At 40.4% G+C, this 22324-nt stretch carries 19 protein-coding genes; 7 read left to right on the top strand and 12 right to left on the bottom strand.

The window, feature by feature from the left end; genetic code table 11:
• Window positions 1–217: 217 nt before the first annotated feature.
• From R0J88_RS03120 to R0J88_RS03105, 4 genes are all read right to left on the bottom strand, one after another.
• On the bottom strand, window positions 218–1519 hold the full coding sequence (locus R0J88_RS03120) for an MFS transporter (RefSeq protein WP_410899045.1): 1302 nt from the start codon (window positions 1517–1519) through the stop codon (window positions 218–220).
• A gap of 159 nt (window positions 1520–1678) precedes the next feature.
• Window positions 1679–2521: a glutathione-dependent disulfide-bond oxidoreductase gene (gene yghU, locus R0J88_RS03115; RefSeq protein WP_058429568.1), complete on the bottom strand. Its 843-nt coding sequence runs from the start codon at window positions 2519–2521 to the stop codon at window positions 1679–1681.
• A gap of 41 nt (window positions 2522–2562) precedes the next feature.
• On the bottom strand, window positions 2563–3144 hold the full coding sequence (locus R0J88_RS03110) for a rhomboid family intramembrane serine protease (RefSeq protein ID WP_410899044.1): 582 nt from the start codon (window positions 3142–3144) through the stop codon (window positions 2563–2565).
• Between the two features lie 130 nt (window positions 3145–3274).
• Window positions 3275–3958 (bottom strand): type 1 glutamine amidotransferase domain-containing protein, encoded by a 684-nt coding sequence (locus R0J88_RS03105; protein ID WP_010557046.1) that lies wholly within the window; start codon window positions 3956–3958, stop codon window positions 3275–3277.
• A 165-nt stretch (window positions 3959–4123) separates the two neighbouring features.
• On the opposite strand from R0J88_RS03105, the gene R0J88_RS03100 reads away from it, so the two are divergent.
• Window positions 4124–5047, top strand: coding sequence for a LysR family transcriptional regulator (locus R0J88_RS03100; RefSeq protein ID WP_248519210.1), 924 nt, complete (start codon window positions 4124–4126; stop codon window positions 5045–5047).
• A 19-nt stretch (window positions 5048–5066) separates the two neighbouring features.
• Here R0J88_RS03100 and R0J88_RS03095 read toward each other — a convergent pair whose 3' ends face one another.
• The 4 genes from R0J88_RS03095 to R0J88_RS03080 all read right to left on the bottom strand — a co-directional run bounded on the left by R0J88_RS03095 (window position 5067) and on the right by R0J88_RS03080 (window position 10374).
• Window positions 5067–5801 (bottom strand): dienelactone hydrolase family protein, encoded by a 735-nt coding sequence (locus tag R0J88_RS03095; protein WP_008132282.1) that lies wholly within the window; start codon window positions 5799–5801, stop codon window positions 5067–5069.
• An 81-nt stretch (window positions 5802–5882) separates the two neighbouring features.
• Entirely contained in the window at window positions 5883–7208 is a 1326-nt protein-coding gene (locus tag R0J88_RS03090; RefSeq protein ID WP_410899043.1) for a glycerophosphodiester phosphodiesterase family protein, read from the bottom strand.
• 74 nt (window positions 7209–7282) lie between these two features.
• The gene (locus tag R0J88_RS03085; RefSeq protein WP_410899042.1) at window positions 7283–8122 is read right to left on the bottom strand and encodes a carboxylate/amino acid/amine transporter; all 840 of its coding nucleotides are present in this window, start codon (window positions 8120–8122) and stop codon (window positions 7283–7285) included.
• 110 nt (window positions 8123–8232) lie between these two features.
• Entirely contained in the window at window positions 8233–10374 is a 2142-nt protein-coding gene (locus R0J88_RS03080; RefSeq protein WP_410899041.1) for a M3 family metallopeptidase, read from the bottom strand.
• A 310-nt stretch (window positions 10375–10684) separates the two neighbouring features.
• On the opposite strand from R0J88_RS03080, the gene R0J88_RS03075 reads away from it, so the two are divergent.
• The 6 genes from R0J88_RS03075 (at window position 10685) to yegD (ending at window position 17685) form a co-directional block, all read left to right on the top strand.
• Window positions 10685–11545: a mechanosensitive ion channel family protein gene (locus R0J88_RS03075; RefSeq protein WP_006791430.1), complete on the top strand. Its 861-nt coding sequence runs from the start codon at window positions 10685–10687 to the stop codon at window positions 11543–11545.
• Window positions 11546–11961: 416 nt separating this feature from the next.
• Window positions 11962–14247 (top strand): TonB-dependent receptor, encoded by a 2286-nt coding sequence (locus R0J88_RS03070; RefSeq protein WP_410899040.1) that lies wholly within the window; start codon window positions 11962–11964, stop codon window positions 14245–14247.
• A 114-nt stretch (window positions 14248–14361) separates the two neighbouring features.
• Window positions 14362–14661 carry a hypothetical protein gene (locus R0J88_RS03065; RefSeq protein WP_006791428.1) on the top strand — a complete coding sequence of 100 codons (300 nt, stop codon included), beginning with the start codon at window positions 14362–14364 and terminating at the stop codon, window positions 14659–14661.
• Window positions 14662–14724: 63 nt separating this feature from the next.
• The gene (locus R0J88_RS03060) at window positions 14725–15381 is read left to right on the top strand and encodes an HAD family hydrolase (protein WP_410899039.1); all 657 of its coding nucleotides are present in this window, start codon (window positions 14725–14727) and stop codon (window positions 15379–15381) included.
• Between the two features lie 33 nt (window positions 15382–15414).
• Complete coding sequence (locus R0J88_RS03055) at window positions 15415–16257, top strand: DNA ligase (protein WP_410899038.1); 843 nt, start codon at window positions 15415–15417, stop codon at window positions 16255–16257.
• 63 nt (window positions 16258–16320) lie between these two features.
• Window positions 16321–17685 (top strand): molecular chaperone, encoded by a 1365-nt coding sequence (gene yegD, locus R0J88_RS03050; RefSeq protein WP_410899037.1) that lies wholly within the window; start codon window positions 16321–16323, stop codon window positions 17683–17685.
• Window positions 17686–17695: 10 nt separating this feature from the next.
• Here yegD and R0J88_RS03045 read toward each other — a convergent pair whose 3' ends face one another.
• From R0J88_RS03045 to R0J88_RS03030, 4 genes are all read right to left on the bottom strand, one after another.
• Window positions 17696–18160: a methylglyoxal synthase gene (locus tag R0J88_RS03045; RefSeq protein ID WP_410899036.1), complete on the bottom strand. Its 465-nt coding sequence runs from the start codon at window positions 18158–18160 to the stop codon at window positions 17696–17698.
• A gap of 66 nt (window positions 18161–18226) precedes the next feature.
• Window positions 18227–18871 carry a LysE family translocator gene (locus tag R0J88_RS03040; RefSeq protein ID WP_276753311.1) on the bottom strand — a complete coding sequence of 215 codons (645 nt, stop codon included), beginning with the start codon at window positions 18869–18871 and terminating at the stop codon, window positions 18227–18229.
• A 92-nt stretch (window positions 18872–18963) separates the two neighbouring features.
• On the bottom strand, window positions 18964–20814 hold the full coding sequence (locus tag R0J88_RS03035; RefSeq protein WP_410899035.1) for a S8 family serine peptidase: 1851 nt from the start codon (window positions 20812–20814) through the stop codon (window positions 18964–18966).
• A 188-nt stretch (window positions 20815–21002) separates the two neighbouring features.
• A complete protein-coding gene (locus tag R0J88_RS03030; protein WP_410899034.1) occupies window positions 21003–22178 on the bottom strand; it encodes a multidrug effflux MFS transporter in 1176 nt (391 codons plus the stop codon).
• Between the last annotated feature and the right edge of the window lie 146 nt (window positions 22179–22324).

Below are 22324 nucleotides of genomic sequence, written 5' to 3'. Positions count from 1 at the left end.
TCCCTTTGTATAGTTTTAAGTAGGCGAATATTTGACTGTTTTCAGCCTACGGCAAAAACTAACGTAAGGGTGTAAGTAATTGTAATAAAATGTTTATGCTAGTTAGCTTAATTAACCTAAGCGCTGAACATATTTGCTAAAGATAGGTTTATTGTCCAGAGTGCAGTTTAATCAACTAAGTTGTTTTAGGTATTAGTGCAAGTTGGTATGGTTAGGGTTACTCTATTTTAGGTAAAAATAATGCACTAATGGCGCCACAAAACCCAAGCAGGCTGTAGAGCAAAATAAGTTCAGCGGTAGATAAAAAGCTCTCAAGCAATCCAATGCTGCCTAACAGGAGTAAAAGCACGCCAATAACCGTGTTACTTACTGCAACATAGTCGGTGCGCTTGTTTCCTTGTGCCATATCGACTAAGTACGTTTTGCGGCCAAGGCGTACACCTTGGTGAGCAACAGAGAGTAAAAAGTAAAGCGTAGGCAGCAGCCACCAAGCACTCAATAAATGGTTAAACCAGGTTGCAATAACAAATACCGTTAAGCCATTAAGAGTTACAAGCATGGCACTAAGCACTAAAACTCGTTGGCTTGATAGGTCGCTTAATCGCCCCCAAATTGGCGCGGACACTAAACTGGCTAACCCCGATACAGCAATAAATGTTGCAAGTAACGAAAACTCAAACGATTGGCGACTCGCTAAAATAATATAAAATGGCGCGCTTAAAGCTGAGCACAATAAAAAAGCACGTGTGACAACAAAGTGGGAAAATTGCTTATCTTGGTAAAGGAGTTTAAGTTTTGTAAATGCATGCAGTAGCCCGTTTTTCCCACCGTCGGTTGCCCCTTTGTATTCATTTATGCGGCTATAAAAAAAGGCCGCCACAATCCACATTATTGCGCCCAATACCAAGGCAATTAATACTGTGTTTTGTTCTTTCTGCTGTGAAAAAAACCACATCAGTAGCCCAAAGGTTAGGGTTGCCAAACCTGCAATACTTGCCGCTAAGCCGCTAATATTGCCTCGCTGTTTTTTTGGAATTACTTTACCCAGTACATCTTTTGCTGCTACTGAATTAAAGCCCCGCGCTAAACTAAATAATATTAACAAACCTAAAATAGCGAAGCCTGCTTGTTTTCCCTCTAATACAAAAGCAACGCCTACCATGGCTAATATACATATCGATTGCGCAATAGCGCCAATTACCCACACCCATTTACGAACAGATAATTTGCGGATCACATCGGCAATGGCCAACTGCGGAAGTAAAGAGCCAGACTCCCTTATTGGCACAAGCCAGGCTATAAAGCTGCCAGGTACGTTTAAGCTGTGCATTAACCAGGGAAGCGTAACTTTGGGGTTGAGTAGTGCGTCTGCAAACTTACTAAACAGCTGGCTTAGTAATAAAGTAATGAAGTTACCGGGCACCTCTTTACATGCAGACTCATCAATTTCTTTGCAAGCTTTAGCATCTTCTTCATTGTTAAGGCGCTTATAAATTTGCTCTTTTGTTAGTTTGAACACGGCTTTTCACTGCTTTTAGGTAAGTAAATTTATACTAGATTGATATGATTAAATATTCTACTTTCAGGCAGGGTGAGGTGATCATTTTAGTAGCGCCATATTTATAGCGGACATAAAAAACCAGCATTTAAGCTGGTTTTTTTGGTGCGTTATAGCACTTTATTTAAAGTCGTCTGCGCTATGTCGTTCGGCTAACTGTTCTTCCTCGGGCCCCCATGTGCGATTAACACGACGACCTCTTTTAACCGCTGGACGCTCAGCGATTTGTTTGGCCCACCTAACAACATGCGTATAAGAGGCAACGTCTAAAAACTCAGCAGCATCGTACAAGTCGCCTAAAACAAGTGAGCCATACCAAGGCCAAATAGCAATGTCGGCAATAGAATATTCATCACCCGCCATGTAGTCGTTACTGCTTAAATGCTGATTAAGTACATCGAGTTGGCGTTTGGTTTCCATAGTAAAGCGGTCAATGGGGTATTGCATTTTACTTGGCGCATAGCTATAAAAGTGGCCAAAACCGCCACCTAAATAGGGAGCTGATCCCATTTGCCAAAATAACCAATTACGGCACTCGGTTTTTGCTACAAGGCTTTTGGGTATAAGTGCGTCAAACTTTTCACCTAAATATTGTAAAATAGAGCCAGACTCAAATACACGAGTTGGCGGTGTTGTTGAGTGATCGAGTAACGCAGGAATTTTTGAGTTTGGATTAATATCAACAAAGTCAGAACCAAACTGATCTCCCTCGCCAATATTAATTAGATAAGCATCGTATTGCGCATCATTAAGGCCAAGCTCTAAAAGTTCTTCAAACATAATAGCGGCTTTTTGGCCATTAGGCGTTGCCAGCGAGTACAGTTGAAATGAATGCTCGCCAATAGGCAAGGTTTTGTCATGAGTTGCCCCTGCTATGGGTCTATTAATACTGGCAAATTTACCGCCACTTTCACTTTCCCACGTCCACACTTTGGCTGGTGTGTAATCGTTTGTATCGCTCATAAATAACCTCACTGTTAAATTGATTCACTTAAAATCGTTTTTTACAAACCTTTTTGTCTATCTGCTCTTGCTAATTTATAACCTAAAAACAACCCGCTTAGGGCTCCGAATAAGTGGCTTTCAAACGAAATATGAAAGCGTTGCGGCAATACGCCCCAAATAAAACCGCTATAAAGTATGGCAACAACGATAGCGATTACGATTGATTTTAGCGAACGCCTAACAACGCCATAGCATAGAATAAAACCCCACAACCCGTATATTACGCCGCTCAAACCAACATGAAGGCTACTTCGGCCAAATGCCCAGACTAATAACCCGCCCAAAAGTGCGGTGAAAATAAATACAGAGTAGAACCGTTTAACACTGTATTGACAAATGAGCCAGCTGAGCACCGCAAAAGGCAGCATGTTACTGGCAAAGTGCCACCAGCTACCGTGTAAAAAGGGAGCGCAAAGTATGCCTATTAATCCTTGTATGCTGCGCGGGTAAATACCTAAACCATTAAGGTTTATACCAGGAAGGCTATTAATAACTTGAAGTACAAAGCAAGCAGCGACAATGCTAAATATAGCAAAGCGAGTCGTTGTTAGTAATGACAGAGACGTAGGCTTGGTTGTCATAAATTTCCCTAATTGACCTTAAACAGTTGCCAGTATAGGAATTGTATTTGGTAATGAAAAGCAAATAAAAAGCACAGCTCAAATGCTGTGCTTAATTAAGGCCGCGTTGGCCTTTAGTATTTAAATGCTATTAACCCAATTTAGTTAATAGTTTTTTAGCAGCAAGCTCTGAACTTGCAGGGTTTTGACCCGTGATCAGCAAACCATCTTCTAGGGCAAGTACACCCCAATCTTCAGTTTTTTGGTAGTCGCCACCTTTTTTGATTAGCTCGTCTTCCACTAAAAAAGGAACTACGTCGGTCAGTTGTACAGCTTCTTCTTCACTGTTGGTGAAACCAGTTACTTTTTTACCTGCTACTAATGCGTTGCCGTCTGCATCTTTAACATTTAAAAACACAGCACTTGCATGACAAACGCCAGCAACTGGTTTTTCTTCTTTAACAAAACTTTCAATTAGTGATACAGAATCGGTGTTATCTACTAAATCCCATAATGGGCCGTGGCCGCCTGGGTAAAATACTGCGTCGTAATCGCTTGAGTTTACTTCACTTAGTACATGTGTGTTGGCCATTAGCGCTTGTGCTGCGCTGTCTGCATCGTAACGCTTAGTTGCATCGGTTTGAAAATCAGCAAGTGTGCTTGTAGGGTCAATTGGCGGTTGGCCACCAGCAGGAGATGCAAGTGTCACTTCAGCGCCAGCATCGACAAATGCATAGTAAGGTGCTGCAAATTCTTCAACCCAAAAACCGGTTTTTTCACCTGTGTTACCAAGATCCGCATGTGAAGTAAGTACCATAAGTATTTTTTTAGCCATAACTATATTCCTTCGATAATTGAGTTAATTAGTATTTGGTATTCACCAAACTCGTATTATTACTATATGCATTTAAATTACTTTAAACAACGATGATAAATTTGACTTTATTGGTTTAATAATTGATACAATGAATGGGTTGAATTTTAACTAGGCGGAAAAGCCATGAAAGTGTCGTTCGAGCAATTAAAAAGTATGGTGGTGTTTGCACAAATTGTAGAGCAGGGAAGTTTAACAGCCGCCGCTAAGCAATTAGGTTTAACACGCGCTGTGGCAAGCTATCACTTAAAAAAATTAGAAACCCAGCTTGAAGTTACACTTTTAAACCGCTCTACTCGCACAATGACACTTACAGAGGCCGGTATAGCGTACTACGAGCGTTGTCGCGTTATTACTGAGCAAGCCAATGCCGCTAATCAACAGATAGAGAATATAAAAAGCGAGCCGCAAGGTTTACTTAAAGTGAGTTGCCCCGTTAATGTAGGCATGCAATTAATTGTACCCGCTATAAATACGTTTAAGCGCCAATATCCAAAAATTGAGATCGACCTACAGCTAACCGACGACGTAGTAGATATAATAAAAAATGGTTTTGATATTGCCATTCGTGGTGTTGCGTTAAGTGACTCAAACTTACAAGCGACAAAACTGACCACAATGAGTACCTGTATTTGTGGTTCTTCAGATTACTTTAACTATTTTGGTAAACCTAAAACGCCAGCTGAGTTAAGAGCGCATAAATGGGTTGTGTATCAGCTGGGGAGTAAAACTTTAACGCTTCAAAAAGATGGCAAAAAGCACGACATTACAATGCAAGGTGGTTTAAGCACAAATAATGCGGCAGCACGCACGGCATTTGTAGAGGCAGGGCATGGTCTTGGCCGTATTCCCTTATATGATGCTTGGCCAAAGGTGCAAGCTGGGCTACTAGAGATCATATTAGACGATTACAAAACTAAAGATATTGAGCTTTACGGGGTGTTTCCGCCAGGTGCTACAGGCTCTAAAAAACTTAGGTTATTTATTGATTATTTAAAAGCCTACTTTGTAAAGCAGCATACCGCGCTGGGTATGCTGAAAAGTACTTAGTAAGACGTTTTTTAAGTGTTTATAAAGTGCGATTAAATAGCGCCACGGCTTGTTGGTACATTGCGATTGCCAATGCACCGTCGTATCGCTCACCTTCATCACGCATAAAGGCATGTTGCGCGTTAACTTCTTGCCACTGGTAGTTAATGCCTGTCGTTACACATTGCTGATAAATTTTACTGCGGCCTTCTTGTGGTACATGAGGGTCTTGTTTACCCCAAATAAAATGTATTTCACCTTGTATATCGGCCATGCGCTCAAATGAATTGTTTCCTTCTTGAGCTGGTAATGTATTGCTGTGAATATCCGTTGCGTATAAGCAAAACGCTGCTTTAATTTGGGGATTAAGTGCAGCTCTATAAGCTAAATGTCCGCCAATACATACACCCATCGCTCCCACTGAACCTGAGCAATACTGCTGCGATTTTACAAAATCGATTAATGTTTGTGTGTCGCTATCGTGATGCTCAAGCGGTTTTTTCCACTTATCCGCATTGCCTTTGTCTTTACCTGCATCATCGTAAGCAAGTACAGTTCCGATAGGGTTTAACTCATGAAATACCTCAGGCACGAGTACAACAAAACCATGGCTTGCCAAAAGTGCGGCACTTCGAGCAATAGGAGCCGTTTGCTGAAAAATCTCAGAATAAAAAACAATGGCAGGAAACTGCCCATCGGCTTGTGGACGATACACTGTGGTTCGCATTAGGCCTGTTGGCGTTGGTAAGTCGGTATTATGTTGTTGGATGATCATAAAAGCGCTCAGTTAAAAAGGTTGGGTAATTCCTTTATGGTAACTGAGCGCAGCAGAATAAACGACCGCTGAAATGCGTTTTTAAATGCTGGCTGGCATTTTATTACAGCTTGCGTAGTAGCTTACCGTGGCCGGCCAATCAGAAAATATACCCATTACACCCACTTGTTTTGCTAAAACATCAACTACAGTCATCATATCGCCATCGTTATTGATTACATCAGCAATTGACTGATAATAATAACCACCCCCTTCATTTAGCGGCCCTGAGCGCTCAAGGCTCCATGCTATGAGCTTCAAACCTGCCGCTTTTGCTTCAATTGCGTATTGTGAAGGAACAATATTGTTATCGTTATCGATGGTAAGCATCATCCAAATGGGAGGCGCAAGTATTTTAACGTCGTCAGCAACCAGTTCAGCCATGCTTGGTTGCCATGTTGCTGGATTGCTCGGGTCAAAACCAGCTTCACTATCGCGACCATCTAAATAAACACTTTGATCTGCAAATTCAGGGTTGGTGTTAATCCAATATTTTACATCGTCTAAATTAAACGATTGTGGGTATACCTGATTTGCGGGGACATCTAATTGCGTGTACTCATCAAGCATTTTTTGTGCGTATTGTTCTTGGCTCATACCATCAAAAGGCATGCTAACTTGAGGCGACTTAAGCTCTGGGGTCATTTTTACACCCAACTCTTTAAATAACTCAATACTTTGCTTATGGGTTAATAGCGTTCCTGTTTTTGAGTATAAATCGGTACGCCAATTTGGGGTGCCGTCAAGGTATTCTGCCACTGTGGTGGCTTTAGGATTCGCACCATCCATTTTTCCTTCAAGGGTTAAAAATTCGCTCAGGCTAATATCGCTTGTACAGCACTTTGCTGAAGCGGGAGTCCCGGTATTTGGATTGGCTGGGGTAAATGGCACACTGCATTTGGCGGCAAGTTCTGGGATAGCTAAAATATTAGTGGTGGTATGTAAGTCACATTGTGAGTGGCGACACACTAGTTCTTTATCGTTTGTAAACGTTACATCGCACTCTACTATACCTGCGCCCATTCGCGCTGCTGCAATATAAGATTCTTTAGTATGTTCAGGGTATTGCATTGGCGCACCGCGATGCCCAATTGAAAAGTCTGTCGTATAAAATGGGCCATCTTGGCATGATGCTAATTGTGTTTTTAACTCGCTTGGCGCCATGTCGTTAATTAAATAATCAGGGCGTGTGCCTAGTTGAACATTACTACCTTGGGCAACTTCTACAACGACTGGCGTGGGTACTTCTACAATTTCAACTTCAGTGTTAGTTACTAAAACGTCTTTTTCGACTACTTTAACTTCATCGTCACAACCGGTAAGTGCAACAATTAGAAGGCAACTGGCAGATAAGGTAATACGCTTCATTGTTTATCCTTAAAAAATAAAAGTTGCACTACCTTAGTAACTCTTAATGACAATTAAACGACAGAAAAGTGAACTTATTTTTTCGTCATTATCTGATTAACCACTAACGCTAAAAGCATTATTGCTGCACCAATACTTAGCCTAAAAATATCGGCATCTCTATTCCAAATAACAATATTAACAATAATACCGGCAGGGATGAGTAAGTTATTCATGACCGCCAACGCCCCAACATTGACAAGCGTTGCGCCTTTATTCCATAAAAAATAACCCAAGCCTGAGGCCACTATCCCTAAATAAATTAAAATCCCCCATTGTGTATTTGTGCTTGGCAGCTTGCTCGGGTTACCAAATAATACGTAACATAAGCCTGCAACAAAAAGCGCACCAATAAAAAACCAGCTAAATGCCACCTTGTCGTCAAGCTGCCTGCCTTGCATTAACCGTTTGTAAGTAACTTGACCGGTTGCAAAACTTAAATTGGCTCCTTGCACAAGCAACAGCCCTAGCCAAAAGTCATTGTCGAGATTTTCATAACGAATTGCTACTGCACCCAGCACGGCAATTAAGGCAACAATAAAAAATTGCGGATTAAACTGTTTGTTAAGGGTATCGTTTAATAAAGTAATATAGAGCGGCGTCATAACAGTAAAAAGCAATACTTCGGGGACGCTTAAAAACAAAAATGAGTGGTAGTAAAAACTGTACATAATCCCAAGTTGCACAGCGCCTATCAACATAAGCCTGATTGCGGTAGCGGGAGGAAGGCGTTTGATAAACGGTAAAAATACCAATGTAGCTAGCGCAACACGGATTAATACGCTAAACCATGCATCAACGTGCCCAGCTAAATATACGCCAATTAAACTAAACGAAAATGCCCAAAGTAGGGTCACTGCAAATAAATAGCCCATAACCATCATTGTGTAATAACTAATTGGCTAAGTTTATCTGTTATAAATTAAGGTATAAACAATAAAAGCCCGCAAGCGGGCTTTTATATTAAAAATAATAAGTTAAGTTATTATTCTACCAAACCGCGGCGCTTAAGTAGTGCGTCGGTTGTTGGTTTTTGACCTCTAAACTCAATGTAGCTTTGCATTAAGTCACGGCTATTACCTTTTGATAAGATTTCTTTACGGAAGTTATCGCCGTTTTCACGTGTTAAACCACCGTTGTTTTCCATGTGTGCAAATGCATCGGCTGCAAATACTTCAGTCCAAAGGTAGGCGTAGTAACCCGCAGAGTAACCGCCGGCAAAGGTATGGCTAAAGTAGTTTGATTTATAACGCGGTGGTACAGGGTAGTAATCAATACCATGAGCTTTTAGCGCTGCGTTTTCAAACTCTTGAACATCATTGATTTTCTTATCTGAACCAAATGAATGCCATTCCATATCCAGTAAAGCAGCCGCTAAATATTCAGTCGTACCAAAACCTTGGTTGAATTTTTGCGATGCTAATACTTTATCAAGTAATGCTTGTGGAATTGGCTCACCTGTTTTGTAGTGCCTAGCGTAATTAGCAAGTACGCTAGGCTCAATCATCCAATCTTCATGTGCTTGAGATGGAAACTCAACAAAGTCACGCGCTGTTGCAGTGCCTGCAAGACTTGGGTATTTAACATCTGAGAATAAACCGTGAGCCGCATGACCAAATTCATGGAACATAGTCGACACTTCGTCAAAGGTCATAAGCGTTGGCTCGCCTTCAGCAGGCTTTGGAATATTTTGCGCGTTGTAAATAACAGGTTTAGTGCCTTTTAAGCCGCTTTGGCTTACGTATGCACTCATCCATGCGCCGCCACGCTTGCCTTCACGTGCGTATGGGTCCATGTAAAATAAACCAATTGCACTGCCGTCAGCGTTGAATACTTCATAAACGGTTACATCTTCGTGGTAAACCGGTAAGTCTTGACGTTCTTTGAACGTAATACCGTATAGTTTATTCATCGCAAAGAATAAACCATCGTTAATTACTGAGCTCATTTCAAAGTAAGGTTTAACTAACGCAGGGTCTAGGTCGTATTTTTCAGCACGTACTTTTTCAGCGTAAAATGCCCAATCCCAAGGTTTAAGTTCGAAGTTTTCGCCCGAATCATTAATTACTTTTTGAATAGCAGCGGCTTCAATTTTCGCTTTTTCAACTGCTTTAGGGGCAAGGTCATCTAAAATGCCGTATACATTTTCAGTTGTTTGCGCCATACGCGAGGTCATTACATACGAAGCCCAATCTTTGTAGCCTAAAAGCTCTGCTTTTTGTGCACGTAAGTTTGTTTCTTCAATGATGATAGGGCCATTTGTTTGTGCTGCACGGTTTGCTGAGGCAGTAAAAATTTGCTCACGTAACTCGCGGTTTTCAAGGCTTGATAAAATAGGCTGTTGCGTGGTGTTCACAAGCGTGATCATGTAACCTTCTTTGCCTGCTTTTTTAGCTGCAGCTGCTAGGCCTGCAATTTCACCCTCAGAAAGGCCTGCAAGTTTAGACTTGTCAGTAACAACAATCACATCTTCTTTAAACGATTTTAAAACGTTTTGCGAAAACGCAGTAGATAAGTTAGCAAGTTGTGCGTTAATTTCGCGCATTTTTGCTTTTTCTTCGTCACTTAATTTAGCACCGGCTTTTACAAACTGCTTGTAGTAAAAGTCAACAAGGCGTTGATCTTCAGCGCTTAGTGCTGCTTGGTTATCGTAGATTGTTTGAACGCGCTCAAATAAAGCACCGTTTAAATAAATGTCATCAGAGTGAGCCGATAATACTGGCGCCATTTTTTTACTAATGCGCTGGTATTCGTCATCTGAAATTAAGCCCGATAAGTTATAAAATGCCGTTGATACACGGTTCAATAACTCACCAGATAGTTCCATTTCAACTAATGTGTTTTTAAATGTTGCTGGCTCTGGGTTATTAGCAATTGCTTGAATTTGAGTTGTATGCTCTGCAATACCCGCGTCGAATACAGCTTCGTAATCTTTAGTACCAAATTTATCAAACTCAGGTGCCATGTATTGTAAAGGACTTGGTTTGAATAACACATTGCTTGCGTTTACGTCTTGCACTTGTGCTGCGCTTTCTTTTGCCATTGTTTGTGTTTCTGATTTATTTTCTGAACAGGCAGATAGTAATAATGCACTAGCAATTGTAGTGGCGATTAGGGTTTTACGCATAATAACTCCATAGAAAGATTAGCCGGAATAGGCTTTTCGAGTCGAAAAACCCACTTAACTTACCAAATTTTGATTTATATACAATAAAGTTTATCGAGATTATGCAGGATTTAAACGCAAATTAGCTAAAAATAGATGTTTAGGTAGGTAAAAGTAGCTTGTGTTGTTTGTTTTTTGGTGGCACAAGTACTGCAAAATAACAAAGTGTAATTTTTAAAGTCAGTTAAATTGCATTGTGGCGTGCTAATGTTAGTTAATTAAAACACATTCACTCTATAATAATATTAAAGACCCCCTGATTGGAAAATAAATGAATTTAGAACAAATAAACGAAATCCTTTCTTTTGTTGTATTTAGTTACAACGATATACAACTCACAGTGGCAAAAATAATTCAGGTGCCACTTATTTTATTTGCAATGTGGTTTGTGGTGACACACATTGGTAAGTTAATAAAAAGAACTTTACTCGCCAAAAAAATAAGCCAAGATGCTGTTCATTTATTTACGCGTATTTATTTTATTTTAAGTATCGCCATATTAGTTTTTACCTCGCTAGAAGTATTAAATATTCCATTGACGGCTTTTGCATTTGTATCGGGTGCTATTGCAATAGGTGTGGGGTTTGGTGCGCAAAATATAATTAATAACTTTATAAGCGGTTGGATATTAATGTGGGAGCGTCCTATTCGAATAGGTGACTTTTTAGAAGTAGGCAGTGCCAAGGGTGTCGTCGAAACTATTAATACACGTTCAACGCGGATTCGTCGAAATGATGGCGTACATATGTTGATCCCCAACAGCCAATTATTAGAAAACACCGTAACAAACTGGACGTTAATTGATGGGAATGCACGCTCGTCGGTAAGCGTAGGTGTTGCTTATGGATCGGATGTAGTTTTAGTTAAAAAGCTCATCCAACAGGTGCTTGATGAGCATAAAGCGATTTTAAAAACACCAAAATCGGCAGTGCTATTTGACGACTTTGCCGATAGCTCATTAGTTTTTAACGCTGTTTTTTGGGTATGTGCTGAATCTGAAACCATGCTTAGAACCGTGCGCAGTGATATTCGCTTTAGTCTGTACGATGTATTTGAGCAAAATAATGTAGTGATTGCGTTCCCTCAACGAGACATTCACATAGATGGAGAAATAGCCTTAAAACGAACGTGATAAAGCATTGAGGAAAAAACCGGCTAGTGCGGTTTTTCACATAAGCAAAAACTGTTCCTAAGTTAGGTTTTTTAGTTAAAACGTTAAAACTGCTACTTTATTTGTAGTTTTATTGATAAGGACATATGTCCTTATATTTGGGTTTTTACATCTAAAAAGTAATAAAAAGTCGCTATCTTGTGGTTAAATGTTGCAAAAAAGTTTCAGAAATTGAAAAGTTTTATGCAGTAAATTTATTACACAGTGGTATAATCTCTTACGTTCGTTCAGCCTTATTATTTCGTTTTTGTACTCTCGATAATGAGGTCCGCGCGCATATAGCCAAGTCGCGAAAAATTGTACGAGCCCGCAATGAATACATTGCGCAACACAAAAAACCGTTGAACAAGAGTGCATACAAAAGGTTAAAACCCGACATGAAAGCAATTAAAAAATCTGCAATAGCGACAATCATTAATGCCGCACTATTATCTGCTGCTGGCACTTCTGTTTCTTCATTTGCTGCTGAAGAAGAAACGGCTAAAAAAAATAACCAATTAGAAGTTATTCAAGTTACTGCGCGTAAACGTGTAGAAAATGCTCAAGAGGTTCCTGTAGCTGTATCTGCACTGCAAGGTGATAACCTTGATGCATACAGCTCGGCAGGCATGGATATTCGTTTTATGAACGCAAAAATTCCAAGCTTGTCTATCGAATCTTCATTTGGCCGTTCTTTCCCACGTTTTTACGTACGTGGTTTAGGTAACACAGATTTCGATTTAAATGCGTCTCAACCTGTATCGTTAGTAGTTGATGAAGTTGTTCAAGAAAATGCGATTTTAAAAGGCTTTCCTGTATTTGATGTTGAACGCGTAGAAGTATTACGTGGTCCGCAAGGTACTTTATTTGGCCGTAATACGCCTGCAGGCCTTGTTAAATTTGACTCAGTTAAACCTAGCCAAGAGTTTGACGGTTACGGTGCGGTTTCATACGGTAGCCGTGGCGCTGTAGATACTGAAGGTGCTGTAGGTGGTGCGTTAACAGATCGTTTATCTGCTCGCGTTTCATTATTATGGCAAGATAAAGATGATTACATTGATAACCAAGCACCTAATTTTGAAGCTAAAGATCAACAGGGCGGTTATACTGAAAAAGCAGCACGTATTCAGTTTTTATACGAAGGCGATGATTTTTCTGCTTTATTAAACTATCACACACGTGATTTAGATGGTTCACCTATCGCGTTCCGTGCAAATGTTATTGAGTCTGGTTCTAACGAATTAGTCGATAACTACGAGCACGATGTTGTATACCAAGATGCCGGTGCTCGTTCTACTCAACAAGTAGAATCTGAAGGTATGAGCCTAAGACTTGAATGGGATCTTGAAAACCACACTGTAACGTCTATCTCTGCATGGGAAAGCGCTGAAATATACTCTCGTGGTGATATTGACGGTGGTTACGGTGCTGTATTCCTTCCTGATTACATGGGGCCTGGCTTTATTCCTTTCCCTTCAGAAAGTGCTGATGGTATTCCTGAGCAAGATCAAATTACTCAAGAGCTTCGTTTATCAAGTAACTTTGATGGCGACTTAAACTATCAAGTAGGTGTTTTTTACTTTGACGAAGAGCTAACAATTGAAAACTTTAGCTATGACACGTTTTCATCACCAAATGCTGGCGCCTTAAACGGGTATGTAAAACAGCAACAAGATACAACTGCTTGGGCAGTATTTGGCTCGGTTGATTATGTTGTATCTGATGATTTAAAAATAACAGCGGGCCTTCGTTACTCTGATGATGAAAAAGACTTCTCTGCAGATCGTACACTAAGCCCTATTGGCGGTGGTGCTTTATTTATCGAGCAAGATGTTAGCGATAGCCACGTGAGCTGGGATTTATCTGCTAACTACAAAGTAAACGAAGACGTAAACTGGTACAGCCGTGTAGCTAACACATTCCGTGCACCAAGCTTGCAAGGTCGTATTTTGTTTGGTGATGAAGTAACAACCGCTGATTCTGAAACAGTGACTTCATTCGAAACAGGTATTAAATCAGACGTGCTAGACGGACAAGGTCGTGTAAATGCAACTGTGTTCTACTACACAATGAGCGATCAGCAATTGACTGCTGTAGGTGGTGGTGCAAACTTTAACCGCTTAATCAATGCAGATAAAACCACGGGCTACGGTTTTGAGTTAGACACTGAGTGGGTATTAAGTGATGAGCTTAATGCAACATTTAACTTAAGCTATAACAAAACTGAGCTTAAAGATAATGACCTAGCTGTAGCTGTGTGTGGCCAGTGTACAGTGACAGATCCAACTTTCCAAGTTGCAGGTCCTTTTGGTCCAGAAGCTCGTGCAATTTTAGACGGTAACAGCTTACCGCATGCACCAGAGTGGATCTCTAACTTTACGCTTCGTTACACTAAAGAGCTTGAAGATGGTGATTTCTTTGCAAACGGTGATATATCTTACCGCAGCAAAATTAACATGTTCTTATATGAATCGGTAGAGTTTGAAGGCAAGCCTTTAACTGAAGTTGGTCTTCGTGCAGGTTACAGATGGGCAGAAGGTGACTACGAATATGAAGTTGCTGGTTTTGTTCGTAACTTATTTGATGAGCAACAAGCAATAGGCGCTATCGACTTTAACAATAACACGGGTATTGTTAATGAAGAGCGTTATGTTGGTGCTGAATTTAAAGTTAAATTTTTCTAATTAATAGATTAGAAATTTACATTTAAAAGCCTGCCTTGTGCAGGCTTTTTATTTTGTGATCCCTTTTAGAGCTGTTAAAGTAGCGCATAATTGGTTTATTGATAGAGAAATATAATGGCTGGATTTTGGAATTACCGTGTGATTTTTTGTGAAGCAACAAAAGATGAAGCGGCGCAATATCAAATACACGAAGTAGAATATAACCTAAATGGTAAAGTAACTAACTGGTCAGAAACAGGCGCAGCACCGTTTGGTACAACCCTTGATGAGTTAAAAGATGACTCGGAGCGCTTAAAAACTGCTTTTGAAAAACCTGTGCTTAAGGTGGTTCGTAAAGCCCGTGGCTATGAGTTAGTTGATATTGAAACCGGTGAAGAAGCTTTTGGTGAGCCGCCGGCGGGTTTAACGCAGTAATAATGAAAAAACAAAAAAGGTGCTCTAGCACCTTTTTTTAGCACTTTAATTTAAGGAGAGATCATGAGCTTACAGGCCGTTTTATTTGATATGGATGGCACGCTAGTCGATTCTGAAGCGATGCATTTTGTATGTTGGAGCACATTGTTAGCGCCATTTGAGGTAAGTTATTTAGAAGATGAATTTTGTCAGCGTTTTTCAGGGCGTCCTACACTAGAAGCGGCAATTGAAATTAAAAGTGAGAATAATTTATCAGTCAGTGCTGAGTTTTTAGCTGCTGAAAAATATCGATTATTTGGTGAATACGTCAAAACGAACTTACCACCGCTTATGCCATATGTAGAACAAACGCTAAAAGCGGTTAAAAATAGTGGCTTAAAAATGGCGCTTGTCACCGGAAGTGCAACAAGCGAAGCTATGCCAATTCTAAAAGGGTTAGGGTTTTATGAGCTGTTTGATACTCTTGTTACTAAAGACGATGTAATTAACCCTAAGCCTGCAGGCGACCCGTATTTACTCGCTTTAAAGCAAATAAACGTAAAGTCAGAAAATGCGATAGCCGTAGAAGATACATTTACAGGCGTAAGCGCCGCAAATAATGCAAGTTTAAGGGTGGTTGCTATTGCTAATAGCCACACCAAAGATCATGACTTTAGCAAAGCGACCTATTGCATGGGTAACCTTGATGAGTTTTGGCAATGGGTGCAATCTCAACTATAGTGTAAGTCACTATTACCTAGCTTGGATGCGCTAATGATTGCTATAAAATGGATGTTATTTATTACGGTTATTTTGTTTAGCTGCCCGGCTTATACTTCTCAGCCTTCTGTATTATTAGCCAAAGTGTATGATGAAGAAAAGCACAATGATATTAGTGCGTATTTAGTCAGCGAAAAATTTGACGGTGTAAGAGCCATATGGACGGGCACACAGTTTGTTACTCGCAAAGGGAATATAATTAATGCACCACATTGGTTTACTGCATCCCTGCCCAATACGTGGTTAGATGGCGAGCTTTGGACTAAACGAGAACACTTTGCTGCATTAAGCGGTATAGTAAGAACTAAAATCCCAAATAACAAAGACTGGCAAGCCGTCACTTACAAGATATTTGATATGCCAGATAAAACCTTAGCTTTTAGCGAGCGTTATAAAAATTATTCCCAACTTGTTACACACATTAATCAGCCCCATATCCAAGCTGTTAAACAGCGTCGATTTAAAAATAACAAACAGCTTTCTGACTATTTTAATAACATAACTGCGCAGGGTGCAGAAGGCGTTGTGTTGCACTTAGCTGATGCTAAACACAAAAGTGGACGAAGTGGTGCTTTGTTAAAGTTAAAGCCTTACCTTGATGCTGAGGCGGTTGTCATAGCTCATTTGCCGGGTAAAGGGAAATACACGGGGATGCTGGGTGCGCTGCGCGTTAAGTCAGCCTCTGGGCAGCTATTTTCAATTGGTACAGGATTTAGCGATGCACAACGTCAAAACCCACCGGCCATTGGTAGCACCGTTACCTATCGTTTTCATGGGTTGACTAAAAATGGCCTTCCTCGCTTTGCTAGCTTTTTAAGAGTGCGAGAAAGCATATAGCAATTTAAAAGTGATCTTAAATATGCTAAATTGCGCGGCCTTTTTGGTAATGTGTGGTGGTATATGTTTGTAGGTTTTGATTACGGTAGTTCAAATTGTGCTATGGGTGTAATGAACAATAATAATGTTCAGTTAGTGCCTTTAGAGCAAGGCAAGCATTACTTACCTTCTACACTTTATACGCATCACAGTGCTATGGTGGTTGATTTTGTTGCTAAGCATTTAAAAGGAACCGCGCATGAACAAGATTTTAAATCTCAGCGCCAAGCCCTTTTAAACTCACTGCCTCGAATTAAATCAGACCTTGATTTACAACCTTCAGATGAGACCTTATTTATTGGTCGTGAAGCAATTAGTGAATACGTTCAATTTCCTGAGGAAGGATACTTTGTTAAGTCACCCAAATCGTTTTTTGGTGCAACCGGTTTAAAGCAAGGCCAAATTAACTTTTTTGAAGACATTGCAACGGCAATGATCTTAAAAATAAAACAACGCGCAGAGCAGTCTTTAGAAAAAGTACTTACTCAAACTGTTATTGGCCGCCCTGTAAACTTTCAGGCGGTAGGCGGTGAACAGTCGAACCAGCAAGCTGTGGGTATTTTAGAGCGAGCTGCAAAACGTGCAGGCTTTAAAGACGTTAATTTTTTATACGAACCGCTAGCAGCAGGTATCGATTACGAAAGTGATTTAACACACGATCAGAAAGTGTTGGTTATAGATATTGGTGGGGGAACCAGTGATTGTTCGTTTGTGCAAATGGGTCCAAGTTTTAGAGGAAATAGTCAGCGCGATAACGACTTTTTAGCTCACAGCGGTAAACGCGTTGGCGGAAACGATTTAGATATTGCATTGAGCTTTCATGGGTTAATGCCCTTATTAGGGCTTGGCAGCACATTTAAATCGGGATTACCTTTGCCAAATCAGCCGTTTTGGCAGGCATGTAAAATTAACGATGTTAATTTGCAAAGCCAATTTTACAGTGAAAGTCAGGCGCGTGAACTTAATGCACAGTTGCGAGATGTAAGTGCACCAGACCTATATAAACGCTTAATTCACTTACAACAAAATAAGCAAGGGCATCAACTTGTTCAACAAGGTGAAGCCGCAAAAATAGCCCTTTCGTCAACACATGACTTTAACTGTGACTTGCGCTTTTTAGATACTGAACTTAGTAAAAACTTATCTGTTCATGATTTATCGTTAGCTGTAGAAAGTAATATTAGCCAAATAGTCACTTTGGCAAAACAAGCAATAAACGATGCACAAACAACACCAGACGTTATTTATTTAACGGGGGGCAGTGCGCAGTCTCCACTAATTAAAGCAGCACTTAGCGAGCACTTAGGTAATATTAATATGGTTAATGGTGACCATTTTGGTAGTGTAACTGCTGGCCTGACGAAATGGGCCAGCATGCTTTACAAGTAACTTAAAAGGCTTAAAGACTTATTTGTCGGGTTGCGAGGTATTTTTCGTAATCTGGCAAGGTACGCTCAAGCTCGTTTTCCATTAAAGGAGAGCTTAACAGCATATCAGCACTTACCTCGTTACACGCTACAGGAATATTCCACACTGCCGCTAAGCGCAGTAATGCTTTTACATCAGGGTCATGAGGCTGAGAAGCTAAAGGGTCCCAAAAAAATATTAAAACATGAATTTCATGCTCTGCTATTTTTGCGCCCAATTGTTGGTCGCCACCCATTGGGCCACTTAAAAGCTGAACAACATCAAGCCCTGTACTTTTTTGAATTAAATGCCCCGTTGTACCTGTGCCGTATAAGGTGTGCTTGCTAAGTGTATTTTTATGTTTGTCGCACCAAAGCTTTAGCGCGGTTTTTTTGCCATCGTGAGCAACAAGGGCAATATTTTTCTTTGCAGGGAGAGATTGCGTTTTTTGTTCCATATTAATTCTTTTTATTTGTGCCTAAATGCTCATAGTTACATCAACTGTTAGCAAAATTTAGGAAAGTTATAATAGTAGATTAATAGCGAGGGCAATAAATATCATTCCCGTTACTCTATCAATCCAAAGTTGACTGTTTGGATGCTGCCTAAAAAACTGTGCGATTTTGTCGCCAAAATAAATATACGTGCAGTCTATTGGAAAAGCAAAAATAGGATATAGCAGGCCAAAAAATGCGAGCTGAAAAGTGGCTGATGATAAGCTCGGGTCTACAAACTGTGGAATAAAAGCAATAAAAAATAAAGCGACCTTAGGGTTAAGTACCTCGGTCATCATGGCTTGAAACATCACATTAGATTTTTTAGCAGTGCTTACGTGTGGCTTATCTTCACTTTGTGTTTGTGTGGCAGTAGTCGTGTTTTTTAGCGTGCTTTTTATCATCATAAAGCCCAAATAACACAAATAAGCTGCACCTGTATATTGAACAGCACTATAGGCAGCGGGTGATGCTTTTAAAATAGCACTTAAGCCTATTACGGCAAAAAAGGTATGCACAACACCACCTAATGCAAAACCAAATGCACTTTGCATACCCGCAGTGCGGCCATTTGCAAATGTTTGTGCCATTAAAAATGCATTCGAAGGGCCTGGGGCAACCGCCATTAAAAAACTAGCAATTAAAAAAGAGAAGAGAAAATCGGGATTAATCATTATTAGAATTGATTGCTAAATATGAGTGAGTTTATCAAGCAACTAGGTAAATAAAAAGCGGGCTGTTGCCCGCTTTTTTAAGTTACGTTTTATTAAAAAGTAACGGTTGAGTTGTTAGAGCAAGCGCTTGTGCTTTGAGCTTCACATACTTGATAGGTATATGTGCCGCCACCTTTGGTAGATATTGTATCAGTGAAGCTATTAGTATTAGCTGTACTTGTCACCTTGCTTCCGTTGCGGTAAACATCAACTTGGCTTGTTGCTGCGCCAGCCCAATTAAGGTCAATATACTTGGTGCCTTTTGATTTATAACCTGAAGCAGAAAGCGTTATGTCACCTACAGGCTCTGGGTCGGTACCGCCGCCCCCGCCCCCATTACCACTACCTGCACAACCATTCGCAGTTAAATAGGCATCAGCATCGGCTGCTTTTACAATACCGTGTCCAAAGTAATCATCACGCCCTGTTGCGCCTTGATCTTGTGCAGTTGCTTTTAGAGCATCACGAATCTCTGTACCCGTACAGTCAGTATGATTTGACCATACAAGAGCAGCAATACCCGACACTGCAGGCGTTGCCATTGATGTACCACTCATGAATCCATAATCTGATGCGCCAATATCTATTGTAATCGTTGTGCTGCCAAGCAGTGCAGTGCGATCTTCAAATGCGGCACCCACAGCCGGAATTGTTGTATTGTTTGTATCGCCTAGTGTTGCGTAAAGCATACCAGCTTCGTTGTTAATGATAACAGCGCCTATTCCACCTGAGTTTTCACAGTTTGCTACTTTGTCATAAAAAGAAACGACACCACGGTCTATTAAACATACTTTCCCAGCAGCACCATTATCAATATTTTGTGCAGTTCCCATAAAGTACGCAGATGCTGATGCTTGACCAGTATTTTCCATTGCGGATGAAGCGAAGGGTGTGCCGTCAGCAGACATATTTGCTGCGGATGCCATGCCAGCAGGGTATGTTGAAAGCGTATCTACACCACCAGCAGTCACTTCAACACATACTGTTTCGTCAGTTGTAACACGTCTACCTTTACCTGATGAGCAGCTTGGAAATTGTGAAAAGTCAGCAATTTGATTATCTGCATCATTTGCGCCTACCATCATAACTGATGGATAGCCAGCTGGATATGAACGAACGTTATTGCCATCGTTACCTGCCGCTGCAACTACAAGGCCTCCAGCGTTAGTGAAATTAGCAAAAGCGTTTGACTCAGTACTATTTGAGCCACCACCACCTAAACTCATGCTGATAATATTTGCACCTGCCTGAGAACATAAGTTAGCAGCTTGTGCTAAGTCTGATGAATAACCCCAGCCAGATTCGTTAAACACTTTTATTATGTGCATAGCAACGCCTGGTGCCATGCCTACAACACCTAAGTTGTTATCTGCAGCACCTATAGTACCCGCCACATGAGTCCCGTGTGGTCCGCCATTATCGAACCAGTTACCTGTGCCGCTGTCATTATCGCCAGTGATATTTCCCCATATGAAATCAGGGTTTGTGCTGTCTAAACCGGAGTCAATAACACATACTTTCATACCCGCATTCGCGTCAAATGTTACCTGATCAGCTTGAGATTGATAAACAGCATACGGTGTAATTTGTTGTTGCATTGCATTGCCGGCGTCATCATTGAATAATGATAAAGGAACACGTTTTTGGTCTTCTTCAATAAGTTTTATGTGAGGGTTATTTAGTAAACCTTTTAAGCTTGTTAAATCGTGACCAGTAAATTTAGCGGCAATAAACCCATTACCGTCAACTTTTATATCACCACCGAGTTTTTTAGTAAGTGCTTTTACCACACCTTTTTTGTTGTTATCGACTTGAATTATGAAACGATCGTTTTGTGCACTTGCATTACCTGCAGTACATAGACCAGATAAAATTAATGCTAAGGCAAGTTTATTTTTTTTCATTTTTACATCCTAGAATTATCTTGTTAACCACGTGTTAACTTAATTCAACGATAGAGCAGTTGTACCTAGATTGCAATAGTAAATTGTTAATAAAAATGAAATAATTCTGGTTGGGTGATTAATGTGCAGTGAAAGGGGTAAATAAAAATTACTTACCCATTAATGATGAATTTTTGTTGGGGGGGGGGTTATGAAAACTGCGCTTTGCGAAACAATAAATAGCTAAAAGGGATCAATAATAAAAAGTGGACGCCAATTAATATAGGGGTCTGCAACTGTAAAAATTGAGTAATAAATACCAGCAAACTTGCCCCACTCATTTGCATTGCACCAAGCAACGCTGAAGCTGTGCCCGCTTGTTTAGGGAACAAGCTTAATGCTCTTCCTGCTGCAGAGCCAAGAGTTAGTGCAAAACCAAATGCAGCCACAAACATGGGGATCATTAACGCCAAAGCTGATTTATATTGGCTAAACAGGAGCATAAGTAATCCCGAGCCAACCAATAGCAGTAACCCTATTTTTAAAGCTCGTTTGGGGTGGCGTTTGATGTACAGTGGCATAATAAAACTGGCAATAATGCTTAAAACGGCATTAAGTGAAAACCAAAATGTAAAATTAGCTACGCTTCCGCCAAGCTCAGTAATTATCCAGCCAGGTGCGAGGGTGACAAACACTAAAATAACCGACATAGTAACCATGCAAAGCAAGCTATTAAATAAAAATAGTGGCGTTGAAATAATAGGTATAAAGCGTCTTAAATCGAGAATATGCCCCTGATAAACGCTATCGGCTGGTCGTGTTTCTCTAAAAAAGAAAAACGTAACAATAAAGCCTACCAATGCAAACCCAGTTAAAAATAAGAAGTTCATTTCCCAGCCAAACTTAACAGTTAACCAAGCACCTAAAATGGGCGCTAACGCAGGAATAAAGCACACAATGCCATTTAAGTAGGTAATAATTTGGCCGCTACGTTCGCTACCAAATTTATCTCTTACAATAGCGAAAGCGACAACAAATGTGGCGCATGCACCTAACCCTTGTAATGCACGAGCAGAAAGTAATACTTCAAACGAAGGGGCACAGTAAGCAAGTAACGCAGAGCCTGCATATAAGCTAATACCCACTAATGCGACAGGCTTTCGGCCAAATCTATCTGCTAATGGCCCTGCAATTAATTGACCTAGTCCAACGGTTAACATAAAAATGGCAACAGTTTGCTGCACTTGTTGCTCAGTCACCAAAAATTGCTCTGCTATGGTAGGAAAAGCGGGCAGATAAATATCAATAGCCATAGGGCAAAAAATAACGAGCAACGCTAAGATAAGTAATAAAGTTAGATTAGGTTTTGCGGGCTGTGTATGCATTGAGTCTCCTTTTTCGCGTATTTTAGGGGGGCACTCGTAAAAAAGAAAGGGCTTTTGGCCTATGCATACGTCGTCATTCGTATTTTTTGTTAAACACATAATAAAAGCCGTAATTAAAACGGCTTTTTTTAACTGGTCTGATGTGT

Source organism: Pseudoalteromonas sp. SIMBA_162 (assembly GCF_046535955.1).
Classification (GTDB): domain Bacteria; phylum Pseudomonadota; class Gammaproteobacteria; order Enterobacterales; family Alteromonadaceae; genus Pseudoalteromonas; species Pseudoalteromonas marina.
The sequence above is the reverse complement of the archived record's forward strand: the minus strand, read 5'-3'. Positions and strand labels throughout refer to the sequence as shown.